This is a genomic window from Bradyrhizobium sp. SZCCHNR1093, assembly GCF_032381175.1.
GTDB lineage: Bacteria > Pseudomonadota > Alphaproteobacteria > Rhizobiales > Xanthobacteraceae > Bradyrhizobium.
The window spans coordinates 69,941-86,251 of sequence record NZ_JAUHJJ010000009.1 but is presented as its reverse complement, the minus strand read 5'-3'; the positions used below and the strand labels follow the sequence as shown (position 1 = coordinate 86,251).

The window sequence follows — 16,311 nt, the reverse complement described above, 5'->3', positions numbered from 1 at the left end:
TTTGGTATATGATATGCCAATAGACAAGCGGATTCATCGACCCCGTGCTCGCTGGTAGCCCAGCGATCGACGAAAAAACCCTGTAGAAGCAAGGCAAATCGCTGCAGCGACAATACGACGCAGCAGAGGATATTTGTAGCTCAACTATCGGAGTAGGGGCGAGTTTATGCGGCGACGGCCCGCAACCGGTTGTAGCCCTGCTGGATCGCCGACCAGAACAGCGCGATCAACCCGAGCGCCATGATGGTGCCGACCAGTCCGTTGGAGAAGAATATCGCGAGCGATCCCTGGGATCCCAGCAGCGACTGCCGGAAGGCCTCCTCGGCCTTGTCGCCGAGCACGATGGCGAGCACCAGCGGCGCGAGCGGATAGCCGCACTTCTTGAACAGATAGCCGAGCACGCCGAACACCAGCATCAGCACGACGTCGAACGTGCTGCTGTGCACCGAATAGGCGCCGATCGCACAGAGCACCAGGATGAGCGGGGCGATGATGCTGAAGGGAATGCGCAGGATCGCCGCGAAGACCGGCACGCAGGTCAGCACGACGAGCAGGCCGGCGAGGTTGCCGAGATACATTGAGGCGATCAGGCCCCAGACGAATTCCTTCTGCTCGACGAACAGCATCGGGCCGGGCTGGAGGCCCCAGATCAAGAGGCCGCCGAGCAGCACCGCCGCCGTGGGGGAGCCGGGCACGCCGAGTGACAGCATCGGCAGCAGCGCCGCCGTGCCCGCCGCATGGGCCGCCGTCTCCGGCGCGACGACGCCCTCGATCTCGCCACGGCCGAAATTCTTGCCGCGCTTGGAGAGGCGCTTGGCGATGCCGTAGCTCATGAACGACGCCGGTGTCGCGCCGGCGGGGGTGATGCCCATCCAGCAGCCGATCACGCAGGAGCGCAGCGACGTCAGCCAATACGCCGGCATCTCCTTCCAGGTGTGCAGCACCACCCGCAGATTGATCTTGGCATTGCCGCCGCGGAAGCTCAGGCCTTCCTCCATCGTCAGCAGGATCTCGCCGATGCCGAACAGGCCGATCACGGCGATCAGGAAGTCGAAACCGTTGAGCAGCTCGGTGATGCCGAAGGTGAGCCGGAGCTGGCCGGTGATGGAATCCAGGCCGACGGCCGCGAGCGCGAAGCCGATCATCATCGCCGCGATCGTCTTGAACGGCGGCTCCTTGCTCAGGCCGACGAAGCTGCAGAAGGCGAGGAAGTAGACGGCGAATTTCTCGGCCGGGCCGAACTGAAGCGCGAAGCCGGCCACCAGCGGCGCGATCAGCGTGATCATGATGACCGCGAACAGCGCGCCGACGAAGGACGAGGTGAACGCTGCCGTGAGCGCCTCGCCGGCCTTGCCCTGCTGCGCCATCGGGTAGCCGTCGAACGTGGTCGCGACCGACCATGGTTCGCCGGGTATGTTGAACAGGATCGAGGTGATGGCGCCGCCGAACAAGGCACCCCAATAAATGCAGGACAGCATGATGATGGCCGAGGTCGGCGGCATGCTGAAGGTCAGCGGCAGCAGGATCGCGACGCCGTTGGCGCCGCCCAATCCCGGCAGCACGCCGATGATCACCCCGAGCACGATCCCGAGGATCATCACCATGATGTTGAAGGGCTGGAGCGCGACTGCGAAGCCGTGAAACAGATTGGCGAGTTCTTCCATGCCAGCTTGGTCCTGCAACCCTCAGCGGATGAGTTTTCGTGTCAGAGTCCGAGCCAATCCTCGACCGGCCCCTTGGGCAGTGGGACCATGAACCAGCGCTCGAAGATCAGATAGGTCACCACCGGCATTCCGATCGCGACCGCCGCCACCGTGAGCCAGCCATATTTGCCAAGCCAACGCATGAACCAGGCGATGAAGATCATGGAGGCGACGTACAGACCGGTGAAGGGCAGGGCGCCGACATAGATCGCCGTCGGCACCACCACGCTCATGACCTGGCGGAGCTGACGCCATTCGGCGAAGACGCTGCCGTCAGCCTCGCGCAGCGTGTTGCGGACATTCATCGCGCTCGCCGCGATGATGAACAGGCCGACGTAGAACGGGAAGAATCCCGCGCGCGGCCCCTCGGCGCCCCAATTGATCCCCGCCTTCACGCTGCCGAGGATCACGATGATCCCGAACAGCGCGATCGCGAGCGTGACGCCGAGTTCGACCGCCTTGTGGCTGGGCCCGGCGGATCCTCCCTGGCTTCTCATGCGAGCCGCTCAGTTCGAGGCGAGGAAGCCGGCTTCCTTCATCAGGAGCTCGTGACGCTTCTCTTCGGTCTCAACCCACTTCGCGTAGTCCGCACCGGTCATGAAGGTGGTGTTGAAGGCGCCGGTCTTCATGAAGTCCTGCCATTCCGGGGTTTCCCGCACCTTCTTGAACAGGTCGACATAGTATTCGATCTGGTCCTTGGTGGCCCGCGGCGACATGAAGATGCCGCGCAGCATCAGGTATTCGATGTCGAGGCCCTGCGACTTGCAGGTCGGAATGTCCTTCCAGGCCTTGCCGTCGGTGATCTGCTCGCCGTAGCCCATCGGCTTGTCGTCGAACACGCAGAGCGGCCTGACCTTGCCGCCGCGCCACTGCGCCACCGCTTCGATGGGATTGTTGACGGTGGAGTCGATGTGGTTGCCGACCAGTTGCACGGCCACTTCGCCACCGCCCTTGTAGGGGATGTAGGTGAACTTGGCGCCGGTCGCCTTCTCCATGGCCACCGTGATGATCTGGTCTTCCTGCTTCGAGCCGGTGCCGCCCATCTTGAGGATGCCCGCGCCTTGCTTGACCGCGTCGATGTAGTCCTTGGCGGTTGTGTAGGGCTTGTCGGCGTTGACCCAGAGCACGAATTCGTCGAGCGCCAGCATGGCGACCGGTGTGAGGTCCTTCCAGCTGAACGGGATGCCGGTCGCGAGCGGCGTCGTGAACAGGTTCGACAGGGTGATGATGATCTTGTGGGGGTTGCCGGCTGACGCCTTGACGTCGAGGAAGCCTTCGCCACCGGCACCGCCGGACTTGTTGATGACGACCAGCGGCTGCTTCATCAGATTGTGCTTGGTGACGATGCCCTGAATCGTCCGAGCCATCTGGTCGGCACCGCCGCCGGTTCCGGCCGGAACGATGAACTCGACGGGCCGGACGGGCTCCCATCCCGCCAGAGCCGGGATATGCCCCACCATCAGGGCGACGCCGGCCACAACGGCCACGCGCATGGAACGCTTCATCGACGCTTTCTCCCCTTCATTCCCGGACCGCACGGCTTCTTCCGGCCGCTATGCCCAATCGAACCACTGACCCGTCGAGTCCGGCCGGTGTCATCCTCCACCGTGACGCGCTTCAGGTCGCCGTCGGCCTTGGACTCTCTCGCAATGCCCATGCAGCCAAAAGTTGTAGTAGCGGCCTGGGTCATGCAGCAAGACGTGCATCCGCAGCAAATCGACCGATTTGATTTTGGTATGAAGAGGTGACCGACCGCAATTGAGGAGATCGGTTGGGATGCTCACGGGGCCAATTTGTCGCAGGCCGCGGGGGGGTGTCGCAAAAGCAAAAGCCCCGGAGGTCCGGGGCTCTTGATTGGGCTTCGATGCTGCTTGCGCGCGCGAAGCGCGCCGGCCTCAGAGGCCGAAATACGGCAGGTCGCCGTTGCGGTTGGCGGCGCGGGCGCTGGTCATGAGAACACGATCGAGGGTCGCCAGCAGGCGGCCGAACAGGGACACGGGCTGAACGAGGGGGAGGGCGGCGGTCTTGGCCATGGTTTGTCTCCATCAGTTGGGCGGTACGACGTTCTGACTGAGGAGAATTTACGTATACCAGATGCCAGATACAACGGATCATATTGCATAGCGGTATGAGGATTTTGCGCTGCAGCAGGAATGCAACAATTTGGATTCCTTATTGAAGGCGGCATTTTCATATGGAAAGAGCCGCCCAACCTGGGCACCGGATCGGCTCGATCCTGCTTGGCGGACCGAGCCGGCAAAGTCGGGGTATCTCGGCGACTGCTGAGAGCTGCCATCCCGTGCGTCTATCCCCCCGCGTGCAACGCGACGGAACAATCGGCCCGAGGTGAGGGAACTGTGCTGCCCGGGCCGCAGTTACTCTGCAATGAAGCGGAGTGGCGCCGCCGGATGTTGATCGTTCAGTCCGTCGCGCTGTATTCCTCGAAACGTATCATCAGCAGACCTGAGGGCGAAGGAAAGGCCATGCGCGCCTTGATCCTGGCACTGTCCATCCTGGCGATCGCCGGAAGCGCGCAGGTCGCTCACGCTGGTCTGAGCAGCACACCTCGTGAAGCGTCGGCACCCGCCGATACCGTGATCGCTGCCCAGGACGCCAATCAGCAGGCCGAGAATCAGATCGGCCTCACCAAGGCGAAGCGTCGCGCCGTGCAACGAGGGCTGACCCGGCTCGGGTTCGGCACCAAGATCAACGGGACGTTCGACGATTCGACCCGCGCCGCCCTTGCCCATTGGCAGGAGGAGCGCGGCTACCCCGCGACCGGCTTCCTCAATGCTGCCCAGCACAAGGCGCTGATGGACGCGGCCACCGAGGCTGCCAAATCCGACCGCCAGGCCCGTCGCAGCACGGGACGCGCGCGACGTCAGCGGAATGTGGGAGGTCCCATCGGCGCGATCGGCGGCGCGATGCATCGGGTGGTGGGCGGAATATTCGGCAGGTAACCAGGCTGTTCGACAGCTTGGTCGGATTGCCGACCGACAGGCACTTGCGGCGCTCATGGATCGTAGATGATCTTCGCCGTGATGCCCAATCGGGCCGCGACCGCATCGACCTCTTCCTGACTTTGTGGATAGGCTTCAAAGACGATGTTTGCCTTAAAGAGACGCGGATAATATCTCGGGTTGAGCGTCCATAGGATGTCGTGATCCACCCCTGTCTCTGCGTAGAGGCTGGCCACTCTTCGTCTCACGTAGATGCTGTCGGGCGGCATCACAGACGAGGGATCGATGGCTCTCTCCCAAAGAAACCGAGCTTGGCGCGCCGATGAGTATTCGACGGTGTCGCTTCCCTCGCGACATGGTCCACGCCGCAAGCCCCTCGGACCGCCGTCGCGTGGTGTCTTGAGGAATGCACAATAGGGACGGGCCGGGTCGCTGCTTTGGGGATTATGCCAGAGAACGAGGGCGTCCTTGAGCACGTAAGTTTGGTCGGGAGCGGTGATGATGAATTCGGCGCAGGCCGAGAAGCAGTAGTCATAGACGACAACGGTCGCATGCCGCTCGCGAATGAGATCGGCGAGTTCGAGGGCTTTGTCTTCCCTCCCGCCGGTGCTGCGGATGACGAAGAGCCCACCAAGCTCGAGTACTTTCGTCAGTGATACGTCGACTTCTGGAAGCATCGTCGTGTCGAAACACATGATGCGCTTGTCCGGGCTCAGCGTCATGGCTCTCGGCGGCCAGATCGACCGGCAATAGGAGACCGCACGGTCATAGCTCTCGCGATCACTCGCGTCGTCCAGAGCACGTGCAACGCCGGTCGGCGCTGAAAGCACGGCGGACATCAGGGAAATGAGCAGCCAGCCTTTTTGAAACCAATGGGCCACTGGGAGGCCTCCTCAACGGACGTCTCGCTTTCATTTCGGAAGTCGATGGTTTCGCTAACAGTGCACCCGGTGTTCATTGGCCCCGAGATTCTACGATTTCCCGCGAAAGCTCAAGGATAGCGTTTGCACCTCGCTGGTAGGCCGAACCATCAACTGAATACATGGTCGTGCCGTCCCGGATCGTGATTCGGCTTACGACCGTTCGCCCAAGCGCGGTGGCTAAGTTCAATAGTGTTTGCTCAATTTTTTCCCTGGCCGGTAGGTCTCGGTTCTGTAGTGTAGAATGGATGTATTCTCTCTCTGACGGCTGGGCGTCCACGAGTTTCGCGCGCTGTTTCAGCCGCGCATTGGCGACATGTCGCATAATTCGCTTTTCGGCAAAGAAGGGGCAGAATTGCCCGACACGGCCAGTCTGCAAGCGTGCCCGAGGGTCTGGCAATGTGTTCGATCGCACGAGACTAACATGAAGTCGCGACCAAGGTCAGCTCTGGGTTATACGGTCGAAACGTCGGCGACTGCGTCATGTCCGCTTCACCCTGAGGCCGGCCGTGGCCCGTAATGGTGATCCGCAGCGCAGGCCGAGACCAAGGTCCCCGCCGGTGTCTGCGGAAGAGACATCAATCTTTCACCGCAAAAGTCAAAAAGCCGCCGGGCGATGCCGGCGGCTTTTGAGTCGATGGAACGCATACGCGCGGCGTTCGCGCCGCGCCCGTCCTTTACTCCGCGGCTTCCTTGCGCGGCGGATCGAGCGCGCCGGAGTCGTGGATTTCGGCGACCTGGTGGTCGCTGAAGCCCAGCACCTGGCGCAGGACCTCGTCGGTGTGCTCGCCGAGCAGCGGCGAGCGGGTGACGTCGGCCGGGCTGTCCGACAGCTTGATCGGGTTGCCGACCGAGAGATACTTGCCGCGGGTCGGATGGTCGACCTCGACCAGGGTGCCGGTCTTGCGCAGCGACTCGTCCTCGGCGATTTCCTTCATCGACAGGATCGGGCCGCAGGGGATGTCGAACTCGTTCAAGATGTCCATGGCCTCGAACTTGGTCTTGGTCATGGTCCACTGCTCGATCCGCCCGAAGATCTCGTTCAGGCGCGGCAGGCGGGCGGCGGGCTTGGCGTAGTTCGGATCGGTCTTCCAGGTCGGCTCGCCGATCACGTCGCAGATCTTCTCCCAGACCGGGGCCTGGGTGATGAAGTAGATGTAGGCGTTCGGGTCGGTCTCCCAGCCCTTGCACTTCAAGATGCGGCCCGGCTGGCCACCGCCGGAATCATTGCCGGCGCGCGGCACGGCATCGCCGAACGGCACGCCCTCGCCGAACTGGCTGTATTCCTTGAGCGGACCGTGGTCGAGGCGCTGCTGGTCGCGCAGCTTGACGCGGCAGAGGTTGAGCACGCCGTCCTGCATCGCGGCGGTGACGCGCTGGCCCTTGCCGGAGTGGGTGCGCTGATAGAGCGCGGTGACGATGCCGAGCGCGAGGTGCAGGCCGGTGCCGGAATCGCCGATCTGCGCGCCGGTGACCAGCGGCAGGCCGTCACGGAAGCCGGTGGTCGAGGCGGCGCCGCCGGTGCACTGCGCGACGTTCTCGTAGACTTTGCAGTCCTCGTAGGGGCCAGGGCCAAAACCCTTGATCGACGCCACGATCATCTTCGGGTTGATCGCCTGGATCTTCTCCCAGGGGAAGCCCATGCGATCGAGCACGCCGGGGCCGAAATTCTCGACCAGCACGTCGCACTTCTTGATCAGCTCGGTCAGAACCTCCTTGCCCTTGGGGTTCTTGGTGTCGAGCGTAATCGACCGCTTGTTGTGGTTCAGCATCGTGAAATAGAGGCTGTCCACGTTGGGGATGTCCTGGAGCTGGCCGCGGGTGATGTCACCCACGCCCGGCCGCTCCACCTTGATCACGTCGGCGCCGAACCAGGCCAGCAGCTGGGTGCAGGTCGGTCCGGACTGGACGTGGGTGAAATCGAGAATGCGAACGCCCTCGAGCGCCTTGGTCATGTGTTGCTCTCCGTAACGAATGGTCATCCCGCAACTCGCGGGCAGGTGATGTCTTGCGGGTGGCCTTACTTCTTCTTCGTCAGCACGCTCTGCGGATTGAGGTTGCCGATACGGCCGCTCTCGGATCCGGCTGCAGGATCGATCACGGCATTGATCAAGGTCGGCTTGCCGGAATCCATCGCTTCGTTGACGGCGCGCTTCAGCTCGTCTGGCGAGGTCGCGTTGACGCCGACGCCGCCGAAGGCTTCCATCATCTTGTCGTAGCGGGCGCCCTTGACGAATACGGTGGTCGCCGGATCGTCGCCCGCCGAGTTCTGGTCGGTGCCGCGATAGATGCCGTCATTGTTGAAGATGACGACGCAGATCGGAAGATTGTAGCGGCAGATCGTCTCGACCTCCATGCCGGAGAAGCCGAAGGCGCTGTCGCCCTCGATCGCCAGCACCGGCTTACCGGTCTCGACCGCGGCGGCGATGGCCGAGCCCATGCCGATGCCCATCACGCCCCAGGTGCCGACGTCCAGGCGCTTGCGCGGCTGGTACATGTCGATCACGCCGCGGGCGAGGTCGAGCGTGTTGGCGCCCTCGTTGACCAGGATCGCGTCCGGACGCTCCTTGATGATGGTGCGGAGCACGCCGAGCGCGCCGTGATAGTCCATCGGCGAGTTGTTGTTCATCAGCCGCGGCGCCATCTTGGCGACGTTGTCCTCGCGCTTCTTCTGCACCGAAGAGGTCCACTCGACCGGTGCCTTGGCCCAGTTGCTGCCCATCGCCTCGGAGAAGGCCGTGACGACCGAGCCGATGTCGCCGACCACGGGGGCGGCGATCTCGACGTTGGAGTCCATCTCCTTCGGCTCGATGTCGACCTGGATGAACTTCTTAGGTAGCTCGCCCCAGCTCTTGCCCTTGCCGTGCGACAAGAGCCAGTTGAGGCGGGCCCCGATCAGCATGACGACGTCGGCGTCCTTCAGCACGGTGGAACGTGCGGCGCCGGCGCATTGCGGATGCAGGTCGGGCAGCAGGCCCTTGGCCATGCTCATCGGCAGGAACGGCGCGCCGCTCTTCTCGACGAAGGTCTTGATCGCCTCGTCGGCCTGGGCATAGGCAGCGCCCTTGCCGAGGATGATCAGCGGGCGCTTCGCGTTCTTCAACAGATCGAGCGCGCGCTTGACCGAGTCGGGGGAGGGGATCTGCGCCGGAGCCGGATCGATCACCTTGACCAGCGAGGCTGCGCCGGCCTGCGCATTCATCACCTGGCCGAACAGTTTTGCCGGCAGGTCGAGATAGACGCCGCCGGGGCGGCCCGAGACGGCGGCACGGATCGCGCGGGCGAAGCCGATGCCGATGTCCTGCGCGTGCAGCACGCGGAACGCCGCCTTGCACAGCGGCTTGGCGATCGCGAGCTGATCCATCTCTTCGTAGTCGCCCTGCTGCAGGTCGACGATCTCGCGCTCCGAGGAGCCCGAGACCAGGATCATCGGGAAGCAGTTCGTCGTCGCATGCGCGAGCGCAGTGAGGCCGTTGAGGAAGCCGGGAGCCGAGACCGTGAGGCACACGCCCGGCTTCTTGGTGAGGAAGCCGGCGATCGCGGCGGCATAGCCGGCGTTCTGCTCGTGACGGAAGGAGAGCACGCGGATGCCTTCAGCCTGCGCCATGCGACCGAGATCGGTGATCGGGATGCCCGGCACGTTGTAGATCGTGTCGATCCCGTTCAGCTTCATCGCGTCGATGACGAGATGAAAGCCGTCCGTGAGCTCCTCGTGCGTGTCCGGTGCCTCGGTCTTAACAGCAGTCTGCGCCATGCGCCTCTCTCCCTGGTCGTCTGTGAAGGCGCTTTGCGGCGTCTTCTTCTGTTTGAACCTGTCAGCTGAATAGTTCCTGGCCGTGCGTCTCGACATAGGTCGCGAGGCCCAGCGTGTGATCACGGGCGCGCTTTTCGGCGAGCTCGGTGTTGCGTTCCTCCAGCGCCTCGATGATCGCCAGATGCTCGGGCAGGGAGGCTGCGATACGGTCGGTGCGTCCGATCGTGAGCTGGCGATAGCCGCGCACGTGAAGGAGGATGTCGTTGGTCATGTCGACGAGCACGGGCGATTCCGACAGCGAGATCAGCGCCTGATGAAACGCGATGTTCGCCTTCGAATATTCCTCGATGTGCTCCTGCGGCGGGCGGTCCTTGCCGAAATCTTTGAAGTAGTCGCGCAGCGCGCTGATGTCCTTCTTGCGCGCGATCGTCGTGATCAGGCGCGCCGCCATGCTCTCCAGCGCCGCCCAGGCGCGGATCATGTCGACGATTTCGGTCTTGGTCCGGCGCACTACGACGATGCCACGACGCGGCACGGTCTTCACGAAGCCGTCCTGCTCCAGCATCGCGATCGCTTCGCGGATAGGCGTGCGGCTGACACCGAGGCGCTCGGACAGAGCGCGCTCGTCGAGCATCACCGGCTCGGGCGACGCGTAGATGTCCATCTTGAGAATGGCTTCTTTCAAGGCCTCGTAGGCCTTATTCTTGAAGCTCGTCTCCGGGGCGATGCGAGTGATCGCGATGTCGGCCTCGGCCATGATGGGCAATGCCTTGTTTGTTTTCTCTGTAGACAAGACCGATCTCCTCTCCTTGGGAGATGCCTGTGTACAGCATTTTGCGTCCAATATTTTTGGCATGCCAGATGCCAGACTGTCAAGGCGACCTATTTTCCGCGTTTCCACATCTTCGATGCGCTTGACAAAGTTTGCTTCTGGCATACCAAATGCCATAAACCGCGATCAATCCCCAGGAGGAAGCCCCCAATGTCTGACGCCATCCCGAACGCCAAGGCCACGATCCGCGAAGTGCTGGATCGGGTGAAGGCCGACAAGCGCACCAGCCTCACCGCCCCCGAGGGCAAGGTGGTCTGCGACGCCTATGGCATTCCGGTGCCGAAGGAGGGATTGGCCAAATCCGCCGCCGAGGCGGCCAAGCTGGCCGGCGACATGGGTTTTCCGGTCGTCATGAAGATCGTATCGCCCGACATTCTGCATAAGACGGAAGCCGGCGGCGTCATCGTTGGCGTCAAGACCGCTGACGACGCGCAGAAGGCGTATGAGACCATTCTCGCGAATGCGAAGAAGTACAAGGCCGACGCCAAGATCGAAGGCATCCAGGTACAGCAGATGCTGACCGGCGGGACCGAGGTGATCGTCGGTTCGATCACCGACGGATCGTTCGGCAAGCTGGTGGCCTTCGGCCTCGGCGGTGTGCTGGTCGAGGTGCTGAAGGATGTGACATTCCGCCTCGCCCCCGCCACCAAGGAAGACGCGCTGTCGATGCTCGACGGCATCCAGGCGCATGAGATGCTGAAGGGCGTGCGCGGCGGCGACGCGGTCAGCCGCGAGGCGCTGTCCGACGTCATCGTCAAGGTGTCGCAGCTGGTCAGCGATTTCCCGGAGATCGTCGAGCTCGACCTCAACCCCGTGTTCGCGACCAAGAACGGCGCGATCGCCGCCGACGTCCGTATCGTCGTCGATTTCGACTACAAGCCGCGTCCGGCGCCGCGCTCGAACGAGGAAATCGTCACCGCGATGAAGCGGATCATGATGCCGAAGGCGATCGCCGTGATCGGCGCCTCCGCCGAGGACGGCAAGATCGGCAACTCGGTGATGAAGAACCTGATCAATGGCGGCTACAAGGGCGAGATCTATCCGATCCATCCCAAGGCCTCCGAGATCCTCGGCTACAAGGCCTATAAGAGCGTCAAGGACGTGGCCGGTGTGATCGACACGGCGGTGTTCGCGATTCCCGCCAAGTTCGTCGCCGGCGCGTTGATCGAATGCGGCGAGAAGCAGATCCCCGGCGCGGTGCTGATTCCCTCGGGCTTTGCCGAAGCCAACGAGCCCGAGCTGCAGGCCGAGATCGTCGAGATCGGCAAGAAGTACAACGTCCGCCTGATGGGGCCGAACATCTACGGCTTCTACTACACGCCGGCCAATCTCTGCGCGACCTTCTGCACGGCCTACGACGTCAAGGGCCACGCGGCGCTGTCGTCGCAGTCGGGCGGCATCGGCATGGCGATCATCGGCTTCTCGCGCTCGGCCAAGATGGGCGTCTCGGCGATCGTCGGCCTCGGCAACAAGTCCGACATCGACGAGGACGATCTGCTCGCCTTCTTCGAGCAGGACCCCAACACCAATTTGATCGCCCAGCACTGCGAGGACCTCAAGGACGGCCGCGCCTTCGCCGAAGCCGCCAAGCGCGTTTCCAAGAAGAAGCCGGTCATCGTGCTCAAGGCCGGCCGCACCTCGGCCGGCGCCAAGGCCGCCTCGTCGCACACCGGCGCGCTTGCCGGCAACGACAAGATCTACGAGGACGTGCTCAAGCAGTCGGGCGTCATCCGCGCCCGCTCGCTGCGCCAGTTGCTCGAATTCGCCCGCGGCGTGCCGGTGCTGCCGACGCCGAAGGGTGAGAACGTCGTCATCATCACCGGCGCCGGCGGATCGGGCGTGCTGCTCTCCGACGCCGTCGTCGACAACGGCATGTCGCTGATGGCGATGCCCGCGGATCTCGATGCCGCCTTCCGCAAGTTCATCCCGCCGTTCGGTGCCGCCGGCAACCCGGTCGACATCACCGGTGGCGAGCCGCCGATCACCTATGTGAACACGGTCAAGCTCGGCCTGTCGGACGACCGCATCCACGCGCTGATCCTCGGCTACTGGCACACGATCGTGACCCCGCCGATGGTGTTCGCGCGCAACATGGTCGAGGTGAAGAAGGAGATGGAGGCCAAGGGCTTCGTCAAGCCGATCGTCGCCTCGCTCGCCGGCGACGTCGAGGTCGAGGAAGCCGCCGAATATCTCTACCAGAACGGCATCCCGGCCTATGCCTATTCGACCGAGCTGCCGGTCGAGGTGCTCGGCGCCAAGTACAAGTGGGCGCGCGGCGCCGGCCTGCTCTGATTGATCTGACGCGAATGCCGCTCCGGCCCCTCGCCGGAGCGGCACTTTCTTTGTAGGCATACCCAAGCAAGATCCGTCCGTCCTGCAACGGCGCCGCCTTCGATGACGGTGCAAAGAGGCGCCACGTGATCCGTCGCAAGACGATTGAGTCCCGCGCAGATGCCGCGGCCGAGCCCCGCGACGGCGGCGTGCAATCCGTCGGACGCGCCCTGCAGATCCTTGAGATTCTCGCCGAGGACGATGAAGGCTATCGCCTCAGCGATCTCGCCGTGCGTGCGGGCTTGTCGACCTCCACCGTCCATCGATTGCTGACGACGCTGGAAAAGCGCCGCTTCGTGCAGTTCGACCGCATGGAGTCGAAATGGCATGTCGGCGCGCAGAGCTTTGCCGTCGGCGCGACCTTCACGCGCCGGCGCAATTTCGTGGCGCTGGCGATTCCCTATCTGCGAAGGCTGCGCGACCAGTCGCGCGAGACCGCCAATCTCGCCGTCGTCGACGATGAATCGCTGATGGTGCTGATGCGGCTGGAGAGCCGCGAGATCATGCGCTCGCTGACCAAGGTCGGCGGCCGCTTGGCGATGGTCGCCTCCGGCATGGGCAAGGCCGTGCTCGCGACCTATTCCGACGACGACGTCAACGGCATCATCCACCGCCAGGGCATGCCGCGCCTGACCGAGAAGTCCATCATCCGCGCCAGCGACCTGTTCCGCGAGCTCGAGACCATCCGCCGCCAGGGCTATGCCGTCGACGACGAGGAGGCGCGCATCGGCCTGCGCTGCATCGCCGCCGTCGTCCACGATTCCTGCCGCGAGCCGTTGGCGGCGATCTCGGTCTCGGGCCTGGCGAGCCGGCTGACCGATGAGCGGGTGGCTGTGATCGGAGCAATGGTGCGGGATGTCGCGGCCGAGCTCACGGCGGCGCTCGGCGGCGTGACGCCGCCGGCCGGAACGTTTCGGTAACAGGATGTTTCGGCAGGGTGCAACGTTTCGATGACAGTGCAACTGACTCCAACGCACGGGCGGAGGGGTGAGTGCACCATCACCGGAATGATTCCCTTGTTCGTCGCTTGGGGCGCCTTCCGTCCAAAATTCAGCTCAACCCTTTCCTCGCGTGCCGTTGAGCGATTTCGCGCTTCTGCTCGTTGCCGATATGCAATCTCTATGATACTATCCTAATAAATGTAATTTAAAGTTGCCGTTGCACTTACTAGGCTAAGCGGCGTCGGTGCGACCGTCCCGCAAAGCTGGAGTGTCGGGCGATAACAAATGTTGTTCGCCCTGAAGCCGGCCAACGTTCTGAAGCCGCGGCCTGATTATGAAGGCCTTGCAAACGAAGGGAGCTTGATATGGCCACTCATGTGCGGACGAAATCGCGGTCAGCCAACCACGGCGACGACTTGACTGCGTGGCATCGGCGAAGGAGGGGCGGGAGCATTCCGATCATCGGTGCCTTGGCCCTCGGCCTGTTATTTGTCTCCGAATCGGCATTCGCCCAGGCCCCGGGCCCGGGGACTTGCACAGCCGTCAAGCGTGCCTCCCCGCGTGGACCTCATTGCGTCCTTACGCAAGACCATTGCACCAAAGGCAACAAGGCGCACATGACGCTCACGGCAGCCGGCTGCAACTGCGTCTGCGCGCCGTAGCAGCAGTGAGCATTGCCGCGTTGTGAAGGAGCGTCCGTAAGGACGCTTCGGCCCGGCCTGAGTTGCTGTCGAGCTCCCTGGCTCGTCGGCTCGAGCGTTGGGCAATCCGATGTTGCGGTCCGTCTCCGAGGACAATGGAGGCGCGGATATTTCGAGGGGAGGGAGGAGGGGGCTATTCACCCGCTGCTCAAGCCGTGGTCAGGGCTGCCGATCTATTTGGGCTTGCCGGGACGCGTGCATCGCGCAACCATCGCGGTGCATCGCCCAACACGTCCAGCGAGTTCGTGCCATGACCAAACTCACCCGCTTCTCGGTCGCCCCTCTGCACACGATGACGCGGCGCCTCGCCGATGTCGCTTCGGGCCGCGTTGCGCCCGATCTCGTGATCACCGGCGCGCGCGTGCTGTCGACCTATTCGGAGCGCATCCACCCCTCGCGCGAACTGTGGATCACCGGCGGGCGGGTCGCGGCGGTGAAGCCGGCTGGTGCCCACAAGGCGCTCGGCAGCGGTTTCGCGCTCCATGACGCGGCCGGCGGCATCATCGCGCCGGGGCTGGTCGATCCGCACATCCACATCGAATCCTCGATGGTGACGGCCTGCGCCTATGCCGAGGCCGCGCTGCTCAACGGCACGACGACGATCTTCTGCGACAGCCACGAAATCGGCAACGTGATGGACGTCGCCGGTGTCGAGGCGATGCTGGAGGATGCGCGGCAGGCGCCGCTGTCGATCTTCCTCACCGTGCCCTCGACGGTGCCGGCGACATCGGCGGCGCTGGAGACCGCGGGCGGCGACCTCACGCCGGACAAGATCGCCGGCCTGTTCGATCGCTGGCCCGAGGCGGTCGCGCTCGGCGAGAAGATGGATTTCGTGCCGGTCTGCATGGGCGACGAGCGCAGCCATGCCATTCTCGCCGCGGCCCTGCAGCGGGGACGGCCGGTGTCAGGCCATGTCTATGGCCGCGAATTCGTCGCCGCCTATGCGGCGAGCGGTGTCACCGACACGCATGAGGCGATCGACCGCGACATCGCCGATGATCTCCTGGATGCCGGCGTCTGGATCTTCCTGCGCGGTGGTCCGCCCACGACCCCGTGGCACAGCCTGCCGCAGGCGATCCGCACCATCACCGAGCTCGGCGCCTCGCACAAGCGCACGGCGGTGTGCACCGACGATCGCGATGCCGACGATCTCATGCTGTTTGGACTCGACTGGGTGGTGCGCGAGGCGGTGAAGGCGGGGATGTCGCCGGAGCAGGCGTGGTCGATGGGCTCGCTGCACGGCGCGACGCGCTTTGCGATGGATGGCGAGATCGGCGGCCTCGGCGGCGGCCGCCGCGCCGATCTGGTTTTGCTCGACGACGGCCTCAAGCCGCAAACGACCTGGTATGGCGGCGAGCTCGTCGTCGACAAGGGCAGGATCACGCCGCGTCTCGATCAGGCGCTGTCGCAGCGCTATCAGTATCCGAAGGCCGCCTATGCCACGGTGAAGCTGCCGGCGCAGATGAAACTGACGCCGGAGCTGCCGACCAAGGCGTGCACCGTGAATGCGATCAAGACGGCGCTGCCGGGCATCACGCTGATCCATGACAAGGTCGCGATCGAGCCGGCGAACGATTGGGAGACGCTGTTTGCGCGCCATGGGCTCTGTTTCGTCGCGGTGATCGAGCGCCACGGCAAGTCGGCTGGCAATGTGGCGCATGGGCTCTTGAAGGATTTCGGCCTGAAGCGCGGCGCGGTCGCGTCCAGCGTCGGCCACGACAGCCACAACATCATCGTCGCCGGCACCAACGAGGCCGACATGCAGGCCGCCGTCGCCGCGATCGGCGCGCAGCAGGGCGGTGTCTGCGTCGTCGCCGACGGCAAGGTGAAGGCGATGGTTCCGCTGCCGATCGCGGGGCTCCTGTCCGACAAGCGCATCACCGAAGTTGCTGAGCAGGTGAAGCTCCTGAAGACCGAATGGCGCGAGGCCGGCTGCACCATTCCCTACATGGGCTTCAATTTGATTCCGCTATCGGTCATTCCGGAAATTCGTATCACCGACAAGGGCCTCGTGCTGGTGCCGCAGATGGAGCTCGCGCCGCTGTTCGAATAGCGTGCGCGAGGCCTCATCCTGTTAGGACATGTCAGCTGACTTCTGTCCTAACTAACTGAGGCCGCCGGTGTTTTGCCGAGCGTGCCGCATCGTGGGAAAAATCGACGAGTGAATTG

12 protein-coding genes are annotated in these 16,311 nt (G+C 63.8%); 4 read left to right on the top strand and 8 right to left on the bottom strand.

Annotated features, from left to right (window positions below; all coding sequences use genetic code 11):
• Positions 1-164: 164 nt before the first annotated feature.
• The 4 genes from QX070_RS24930 to QX070_RS24915 form a co-directional block, all read right to left on the bottom strand.
• Complete coding sequence (locus QX070_RS24930) at positions 165-1,664, bottom strand: tripartite tricarboxylate transporter permease (RefSeq protein ID WP_315739813.1); 1,500 nt, start codon at positions 1,662-1,664, stop codon at positions 165-167.
• 41 nt (positions 1,665-1,705) lie between these two features.
• Positions 1,706-2,200: a tripartite tricarboxylate transporter TctB family protein gene (locus QX070_RS24925; protein ID WP_315739812.1), complete on the bottom strand. Its 495-nt coding sequence runs from the start codon at positions 2,198-2,200 to the stop codon at positions 1,706-1,708.
• A gap of 9 nt (positions 2,201-2,209) precedes the next feature.
• Complete coding sequence (locus QX070_RS24920; protein WP_409998124.1) at positions 2,210-3,196, bottom strand: Bug family tripartite tricarboxylate transporter substrate binding protein; 987 nt, start codon at positions 3,194-3,196, stop codon at positions 2,210-2,212.
• A 402-nt stretch (positions 3,197-3,598) separates the two neighbouring features.
• Entirely contained in the window at positions 3,599-3,736 is a 138-nt protein-coding gene (locus tag QX070_RS24915; RefSeq protein WP_315739810.1) for a hypothetical protein, read from the bottom strand.
• Positions 3,737-4,186: 450 nt separating this feature from the next.
• Here QX070_RS24915 and QX070_RS24910 point away from each other — a divergent pair, with 450 nt between their 5' ends.
• Complete coding sequence (locus QX070_RS24910; RefSeq protein ID WP_315739809.1) at positions 4,187-4,663, top strand: peptidoglycan-binding domain-containing protein; 477 nt, start codon at positions 4,187-4,189, stop codon at positions 4,661-4,663.
• Positions 4,664-4,716: 53 nt separating this feature from the next.
• Here QX070_RS24910 and QX070_RS24905 read toward each other — a convergent pair whose 3' ends face one another.
• The 4 genes from QX070_RS24905 to QX070_RS24890 all read right to left on the bottom strand — a co-directional run bounded on the left by QX070_RS24905 (position 4,717) and on the right by QX070_RS24890 (position 10,094).
• A complete protein-coding gene (locus tag QX070_RS24905; RefSeq protein ID WP_315739808.1) occupies positions 4,717-5,544 on the bottom strand; it encodes a hypothetical protein in 828 nt (275 codons plus the stop codon).
• Between the two features lie 716 nt (positions 5,545-6,260).
• Complete coding sequence (gene frc / locus QX070_RS24900; protein WP_315739807.1) at positions 6,261-7,538, bottom strand: formyl-CoA transferase; 1,278 nt, start codon at positions 7,536-7,538, stop codon at positions 6,261-6,263.
• A gap of 65 nt (positions 7,539-7,603) precedes the next feature.
• A complete protein-coding gene (gene oxc / locus QX070_RS24895; RefSeq protein WP_315739806.1) occupies positions 7,604-9,337 on the bottom strand; it encodes an oxalyl-CoA decarboxylase in 1,734 nt (577 codons plus the stop codon).
• A 61-nt stretch (positions 9,338-9,398) separates the two neighbouring features.
• Positions 9,399-10,094, bottom strand: a complete 696-nt coding sequence (locus QX070_RS24890) for a GntR family transcriptional regulator (RefSeq protein ID WP_409998125.1) — start codon at positions 10,092-10,094, stop codon at positions 9,399-9,401.
• 225 nt (positions 10,095-10,319) lie between these two features.
• Between QX070_RS24890 and QX070_RS24885 the strand changes: the two genes are divergently transcribed.
• From QX070_RS24885 to QX070_RS24875, 3 genes are all read left to right on the top strand, one after another.
• Positions 10,320-12,461, top strand: coding sequence for an acetate--CoA ligase family protein (locus QX070_RS24885; protein ID WP_315739805.1), 2,142 nt, complete (start codon positions 10,320-10,322; stop codon positions 12,459-12,461).
• A gap of 125 nt (positions 12,462-12,586) precedes the next feature.
• Positions 12,587-13,420 carry an IclR family transcriptional regulator gene (locus tag QX070_RS24880; protein WP_315739804.1) on the top strand — a complete coding sequence of 278 codons (834 nt, stop codon included), beginning with the start codon at positions 12,587-12,589 and terminating at the stop codon, positions 13,418-13,420.
• Between the two features lie 972 nt (positions 13,421-14,392).
• Positions 14,393-16,195 carry an adenine deaminase gene (locus QX070_RS24875; RefSeq protein ID WP_315739803.1) on the top strand — a complete coding sequence of 601 codons (1,803 nt, stop codon included), beginning with the start codon at positions 14,393-14,395 and terminating at the stop codon, positions 16,193-16,195.
• Positions 16,196-16,311: the final 116 nt, after the last annotated feature.